A 6,064-nucleotide genomic window follows, 5' to 3' on the forward strand; every position below is an offset into this window, starting at 1 on the left:
GTATTGCGTTGCTCACACCTTAACAGTGCGTTATGATTCACCCGGATTCAGTAAAACATCTTGATATCTCGGTAAAAATTTTCATGCGCGCCTAGGGCGATGAGTTCAAGAGTTACCGTCCCATCTTGATAGCTATAGCCAAGAAGAGTGAGTTGCTTAACCATTTTGAATTTATAAACACGGAGAAAGGACAAATCTCCTTTTTTCTGCTCGCCTAAAAGCGGATCTTCGATAAGTGCTTTGACCGCATTGTCCAGATCCACTTTCTGATTTTGGTGGAGTTTTTTAACGGTTTTCTTGAATGATGGCGTTTGAAGAACCTGTGTAATATTAGCCAAAGTTGTATGCCTCAAGTTTTCCGGCTTCTTTTTCAGCTTTAGCTATAATTGCTTGTCGAACAAATTCATAAGGTAAATCTGGGTTATCTTCCATCATTTCCCCAATTTTAGCCCAGTGTTCAATTTGTTTTGGTGTAGTGCGATTCAATGCTTTGGCCATGATAGCGGCTTTATCTACGAGATCTTGATCAAGGCGTATGCTAGCGGTAGACATAATGTGCTCCTTCATTTAAAGTTTTAATAATTGTAGCGTGGCGCTACGAAGGTAGCAAGATGAATCATAACAAACGGCTCAAGAGGGATTGCCAACGCGTGGCGGCTTTAGTGCAAAATTGAAGTTCAGTGTTTAAGGTGTGTTTTTTTTAGTTCGGTGGTGCGTTGTCAACCCCTTAGCCGGGCGTTATGTTTAATCACGTAAATTCAGTGGTTTATGATTTTTCTTTGTACCATCGGCTTGTTAGTTTCTAGTTTTTCGGCAAGTTGGCTTCGTTTGGCGCTGTTTTCTGGACATTTATTCTTTGGCGCTGGAAATTCAGAGAATTGCCTCAGTCTATTTTCGAGTAAGCGCGAGGTTGGTTCGGCTGGCTCAATCAGTATTTTGAACACAGGTTTTTGTGCTTGAATTGCCGAAATTCGAAGTCTGTTTTTCAAATCTATGAGTTGTTTCAGTTTTCTGGTTTTTGGCTTTTGTTTGTCAGTCAAAACCGAGTTAATCTTGGTTTAGGTAAAACGTAAGTTATTGAAGCTTAAACATAACAAACGGTTCAAGAGGGACAGCCAACGCGTGGCATTTTTATTATGCGTTGGTTTTTGTGGTTACGGTGTTATGCGGAAGCTTCGTAATGGCGTTGGCTGCCCCTTAACCGGGCGTTATGTGAATATGTGGGTTTTGTGAACAACAAAGAGATTGATAATGGTAAATTTTACTTTTGGGAAGTGGGTGTCTGAACCGAAAGTCAGTGAAGTCACTTCAGAGTTTGTTTCGATAACAACCGAGCCGAAAACTGATTTTTGGCAACGTTCTTATTATGGATTTCGTAATGAAAATGCCCCTGCATTATTGATTGATTCAAAAGATAATTTCACATTTACAGCTAAGGTAAATTTTACTTATCAAGAGCTGTTTGATCAATGTGGATTGATCATTTATCTCGATAATGAAAATTGGTTTAAAGCTTCGATAGAGTACGAAAATCAATCATTTTCTAGGCTGGGTAGTGTAGTTACAAATTTAGGGTATTCAGATTGGGCAACCACCGATATCCCGCTTCCTAAAGAGATTTGGTATCGTTTAAGTCGTAGAGGGCCAGATTTTCTTATCGAATCCTCGTTTGATGGCTTGGTTTTTAACCAGATGCGTATCTTTCACTTACATCAGTTGGGAGAGACTACGATAGAAATGGGTAAATGTAATCCCCCCTTGCCGACACAAAAAGTGGTCAGTTTTGGAGTTTATGCGTGCAGTCCTTCAGAATCATCGTTTACAGCAAAATTTACCGAAATGAGCCTGGAGCCTTGTAAATGGTTAGCTCACTAGGCTCAAATTCACATAACAAACGCTTCAAGAGGGACAGCCAACGCGTGGCATTTTTATTATGCGTTGGTTTTTGTGATTACAGTGTTATGCGGAAGCTTAGTAGTAGCGTTGGCTGCCCCTTAAGCGGGCGTTATGCAACTCAGGTAAATTTAGGGCTCAATCTTTTGAGGTTTCTCCGGCCATTCGTTTTGTGTTGTCGGCAAATGAGCTTTTTTACTCTAAAATTCGTGGTTAACTTAAACCGTAAAACAGGCAAGGTTCTTTGTTTGCCTCAATCAGTTTTAGCGCCGGTGCGTTGTGAATTTTGCGTGCGCAAAGTGTGGAAAGGGCAAGTTTATTGAGCATTTTGTACTTGCTGAAAATCTTGCTTGTTGAGTTTGTCTAATTCAAAAGCTTGGTTTGTTGTTGAACGGTGGACTTTGTTTTGGCGGCTCATTTATCACCGCTCTGGCTTGGGTTGATTCTTGAATCACTCAACCATTGCAATCGTGGATTTTGGTCGTGTAAAGTCAGTTTATCTCATTGAATTTGCATAACAAACGGCTCAAGAGGGATTGCCAACGCTTGGCGACTTTAGTGCAAAATTGAAGTTCAGTGTTTACGGTGTGTTTTTTTAGTTCGGCGTTGCGTTGTCAACCCCTTAGCCGGGCGTTAGCTGAGGTTAAGAACAATCATAAAATTAAGCGTTTATTTTTCTTAGTCTGAGGCTCTGGCTTTACACCTGAAAGTCAGCACTTTTCCATGTATCTCGCCAGTGGCACTGTTCGTGAAGTGGTTGAACTAACCGAAGCCTTCTTACGGGAAGTGATGTGCTTGTTTATTTCTTTGGTGTGGCTTCTTTGGTTTTGAAGCTCTTTCGCGCTTAAGTTGATTTCGCGCACTTGGTTGTTGGCTTCTTCGAAAGAATTCTTTGTAAATTTAAGTCTTAGAAGCTCGTCAGTTTTGCTGTTATTTCTTCTTTGCCAAGTGCGTTTCGTGGGTTAGGTTTTAGTTTCTCAGTTGTCCGTTTTACTTTGTCGCTTGAAAACAATAATGTGTTTCAAATTAGGCCGTTGGGTAGTCAATCTCCGGCTAAAGTGCAGCAGCTAACAAACGGCTCAAGAGGGATTGCCAACGCGTGGCGGCTTTAGTGCAAAATTGCAGTTCAGTGTTTAAGTGTGTTTTTTGAGTTCGGCGGTGCGTTGTCAACCCCTTAGCCGGGCGTTATGCTACCAGTCGAAATCTTCAATAAGGAATACTATGAAACAGAACATTGTCCATATTGCTTTAGTTGTAAAAGATTATGATGAAGCCATTGATTTTTATGTAAACAAACTCAAATTTGAACTTATTGAAGATACTCATCAGCCTGAACAAGACAAACGTTGGGTGGTTGTGGCTCCACCAAATTCTCATGGTGTTACGTTGTTACTTGCCAGAGCTTCGAAGCCAGAGCAGCATGATTTCATTGGGAATCAAGCAGGTGGTCGAGTATTCCTGTTCCTAAATACTGATGATTTCTGGCGTGACTTTAAGCGTATGAAATCGATTGGTATTAACTTCGTCCGCGAGCCAACAGAAGAAGACTATGGAACGGTAGCAGTGTTTGAAGACTTGTATGGAAACTTGTGGGATCTTCTTCAATTGAATCCAAGCCATCCAATGGCAAAAAGGTAGCATAACAAACGCTTCAAGAGGGACAGCCAACGCGTGGTGCTCTCAGTTCAAATTAACATTTGTGATTACGGCTGTTAATTTAAGTTCAGTGCTTTGCGTTGTCAGCCCCTTAAGCGGGCGTTATGCAACTCTGGTAAATTTAGGGATTCAATCTTTTGGGATTTCTCCGGCCATTCGTTTTGTGTTGTCGGCAAATCAGCTTTTTTACCCTCAAATTCGTGGTTCACTCAAGCCGTAAAACAGGTAAGTTTCTTTGTTTGTCTCAATGAGTTTTTGTGTTGGTTTGTTGCCAATTCAGCGTGCGCAAAGTGTGGAAAGGGCAAGTTTATCGAGCATTTTGTACTTGCTGAAAGTCTTGCTTGTTGAGTTTGTCTCATTCAAAAGCTTGGTTTGTTGTTGAACGGTGGACTTTGTTTTGGCGGCTTATTTATCACGGCTCCTGCTTGGGTTGATTCTTGAATCACTCAACCATTGCAATCGTGGCTTTTGATCGAGTAAAGTCAGTTTATCTTATTGAATTTGCATAACAAACGGCTCAAGAGGGATTGCCAACGCGTGGCGACTTTAGTGCAAAATTGCAGTCCAGTGTTTAAGTGTGTTTTTTAAGTTCGGCGGTGCGTTGTCAACCCCTTAGCCGGGCGTTAAATTGCAGTCAAGGATGGTGGATTATCAAAATTGATATTTATGATGTGTTTATTGGCGAATCGGCCTTTGGTAATCCTTGCGGGGTACTAGAGCTAAATGGCTGGCTTTCCGATAGCGAGTTACATCAAATAACCCGTGAAGTTGGACAGCCTGTGACTTCTTTCATTACTCACGTCGACGGACAGTTTCACATTCGTTGGTTTGCATTGGATGGTGAAATTAATCTTTGTGGTCACGGGAGTTTAGGCTCTGGTGCAGCGATCCTTTCTAAGTACCAACTGGAAAGTGTTGTTTTCAACAGTAAATACGGTGAAGTTGTGATTTCTAAAAGAGATGACCAATATTCATTGGTATTACCAAGCTGGGAAGCAAAGCCTTGTGCTGTTCCAGTAGAAATCTCTGATTTAGCGACGAATGCGATTGATGTTTTTTCTACCCGAGACTTAGTCTTGGTTTTGCCTTCGGTTGAGGCTGTCATGAATTTCCAGCCAGATGATGATCGTTTGAGAGAAATCAACGAATACCATGCTCTGATTGTAACGGCTGCAAATGGTAATAGTGGTTATGTTCTAAGATACTTTGCTCCCCAAATTGGCATATCTGAGGATTTAGCAACAGGCTCAGCACAATGCTCTCTTGCACCGTATTGGTTTAAAAAACTTGGCTCCGACGCATTGAATGCGCGTCAACTTTCAATGTCAGGTGGTTATTTTGAAGTAGAGAGAACAACTGAAAATTCAATTACAGTATTTGCCCAAGCAAAGCGGCGAGCAATTGCAATTTAACAAACGCCTCAAGAGGGACTGTCAACGCGTGGCGTTTCCAGTCCCAATGAGCCGCGGTGGTTACGGCTGTTGTGTTTGAGTTTAGTGTTATGCGTTGCCAGCCCCTTAGGCGGGCGTTATAAACCAAATTGGAGTTATAGTGGAATTTATAAATAAAACTAAGAATCAGCATTTTATATCGCAAGTCGAACAAAAGTTAAACGCCTCTGTTAATAATCCAAGGAAAATATATTCATTTACTTTAGGAGATAGAGAAGAGTACAAACTTAATTTAGATTGTCCAAAAGGGGTTTCAATTGAGAATAATTTAAGCCTTAATGATTTATTTAGTTTTGATGTTATTAGAAGTAATCCTGAAAGGTATAATTTCGAAGGCTTATTTGGGAAATACGAAAAATTAATTAAAAACAATACCGAATCATTATTGATGAAAATTAAAGAAAATGACAGTGATATAAAGAATGAGATATTAAATATATTTGTATTAAAAATGGTTAATTTTGCTAGAAATCCTTTTTCAATACAAAAGGTTTTAAATACATTTCCATCCTTATTGACTATGTACCCATTAGATAGTAAGTTTGAAAAAATCTTTGATAAGGTTTTAAGTGGTAAAAAACCACATCAACAATATCTGTGTAATGAATTAGGTATAACAGAAGATATCTATCGTGATTGGCTAACAATCATTTTTATGTTATTGACTCCATTCGACTCTAGTGGGATAAATATTTTAGAACACTCTGTAAAATCGTTATGTGAGAGTAAAGACAATATGATCTTTATAAACATTTATACTTATGACGAGCAATGTTGCCTTCTTTCTGATAGAGGATTTAGTAACCCAATTCCAGATTGTGAACATATGGCATGGAACTTTAACTTGTTTGCAAAAGGATTTATTCAATATATGTTTGCTGATTGGAGATCTTTTATACCAGAAAATACACCCAATAAATATATTGAAGGTATAAAAAGGAAAAATAAAAAATTAAATGTTTGTACACATCATAATGATTATGAACAGTTGGAAATATATAATAAGAATGTGGTTTATCAATGCTATAAAAAAGTATATTGCTCAAGTTCTGCGATATATGGTT

General features: G+C 39.3%; 6 protein-coding genes. 4 read left to right on the top strand and 2 right to left on the bottom strand.

Features of this window, described 5'->3' with window-relative positions; translation table 11 throughout:
- Positions 1–47: 47 nt before the first annotated feature.
- On the bottom strand, positions 48–338 hold the full coding sequence (locus tag AACT42_RS09940; protein WP_017044325.1) for a type II toxin-antitoxin system RelE/ParE family toxin: 291 nt from the start codon (positions 336–338) through the stop codon (positions 48–50).
- Positions 331–552, bottom strand: a complete 222-nt coding sequence (locus tag AACT42_RS09945) for a TA system antitoxin ParD family protein (protein ID WP_017044326.1) — start codon at positions 550–552, stop codon at positions 331–333. Before AACT42_RS09945 ends, AACT42_RS09940 begins: the two co-directional genes overlap by 8 nt.
- Before the next feature lie 699 nt (positions 553–1,251).
- On the opposite strand from AACT42_RS09945, the gene AACT42_RS09955 reads away from it, so the two are divergent.
- From AACT42_RS09955 to AACT42_RS09970, 4 genes are all read left to right on the top strand, one after another.
- Positions 1,252–1,875 carry a DUF1349 domain-containing protein gene (locus tag AACT42_RS09955; RefSeq protein WP_161441883.1) on the top strand — a complete coding sequence of 208 codons (624 nt, stop codon included), beginning with the start codon at positions 1,252–1,254 and terminating at the stop codon, positions 1,873–1,875.
- A 1,239-nt stretch (positions 1,876–3,114) separates the two neighbouring features.
- A complete protein-coding gene (locus AACT42_RS09960; protein ID WP_017045395.1) occupies positions 3,115–3,531 on the top strand; it encodes a VOC family protein in 417 nt (138 codons plus the stop codon).
- A gap of 689 nt (positions 3,532–4,220) precedes the next feature.
- Complete coding sequence (locus tag AACT42_RS09965) at positions 4,221–4,961, top strand: PhzF family phenazine biosynthesis protein (RefSeq protein ID WP_176432245.1); 741 nt, start codon at positions 4,221–4,223, stop codon at positions 4,959–4,961.
- 139 nt (positions 4,962–5,100) lie between these two features.
- The coding region (locus AACT42_RS09970) for a hypothetical protein (RefSeq protein WP_094182994.1) at positions 5,101–6,064 on the top strand (964 nt) is incomplete at its 3' end.

Origin of the sequence: Vibrio sp. V15_P4S5T153 (assembly GCF_963874485.1) — a bacterium.
Taxonomy (GTDB): domain Bacteria; phylum Pseudomonadota; class Gammaproteobacteria; order Enterobacterales; family Vibrionaceae; genus Vibrio; species Vibrio anguillarum.

Excerpts from the sequence above, each read along its gene's own strand:
- AACT42_RS09945 (WP_017044326.1), bottom strand. The coding sequence starts at position 552 with ATGTCTACCGCTAGCATACGCCTTGATCAAGATCTCGTAGATAAAGCC.
- AACT42_RS09955 (WP_161441883.1), top strand. The coding sequence starts at position 1,252 with ATGGTAAATTTTACTTTTGGGAAGTGGGTGTCTGAACCGAAAGTCAGT.
- AACT42_RS09960 (WP_017045395.1), top strand. The coding sequence starts at position 3,115 with ATGAAACAGAACATTGTCCATATTGCTTTAGTTGTAAAAGATTATGAT.